Origin of the sequence: Mesorhizobium sp. M2A.F.Ca.ET.042.01.1.1 (assembly GCF_003997405.1) — a bacterium.
In the GTDB taxonomy this organism is placed as follows: domain Bacteria; phylum Pseudomonadota; class Alphaproteobacteria; order Rhizobiales; family Rhizobiaceae; genus Mesorhizobium.
In genome coordinates this window covers 1-811 of sequence record NZ_RZRX01000609.1, presented here as the reverse complement: position 1 = coordinate 811, position 811 = coordinate 1, and the positions used below count along the sequence as shown (strand labels likewise).

Sequence of the window (811 nt, the reverse complement as noted above, 5' to 3'; positions counted from 1 at the left end):
CTGCATTATGAGCCCAGTCCGACCGGAACCGGAAAGTCATGGCTAGCCTGCGCCTTCGGCCGGCAAGCGGCACGGCTTGATCATTCCGTGCTCTGTGTGCGCGTGCCGCGCCTGTTCGAGGACCTGGCGCTCGCCCGCCTCGATGGCCGCTTCCCGCGCCTCATCGACTAGCTCACCCGAGCGCAACTGCTCATCCTCGACGACTTCGGAACCCACAGCCTCACCGACCAACAGCGCTTTCATCTGTTCGAAATCGTCGAAGAACGCTATTGGCGCAAATCCACCATCATCACCGCCCAGGCTCCGGTGGCCAGATGGCACGCCGACGCCATTCTCGACAGGATCGTGCACAACGCCCACCGCAATCGTGCTCCAGGGCGACAGCATGCGAAAGCAAAAGGCGGCGCCCCTCTTGACCAGCGCCGAAAACGGCGAAATCAATCGCCCATGACGACAACGAGGCACCCGAGGACCACCGCCGCCAAACTGTCCGGGACTTAGTGAAACGCCTGGCGACTTAGTGGAATCCCTGTCCGGCTTTTGCGAAATACGCAAGCACTACACCGGCATGCTCTGCTTCGCGACCCATCCGAGATCAATGCACCATATTTGCCCGGTCACAACGCCAGCTAGCCAAGCTCGCGATTCTTCCAGCTCGGACGAGGTGGCGTTTCACTTCGGGTCTGGCATCGGAAAAGGTGCTATCGACCAACTGATCAAATCGGCGGCACGCTCAACTATCGCCTCAGCTTGTGCATTGGTAGCTGAAACGGCCGTGATGTATCCCAGAGGGTCTCGGTAGTCGCCTCTT

At 60.2% G+C, this 811-nt stretch carries 1 pseudogene; it reads left to right on the top strand.

Going from position 1 to position 811, the window contains the following annotated elements:
• Nucleotides 1-451, top strand: a pseudogene (locus EOA23_RS35150) (ATP-binding protein); the annotation flags it as partial.
• Nucleotides 452-811 lie beyond the last annotated feature (360 nt).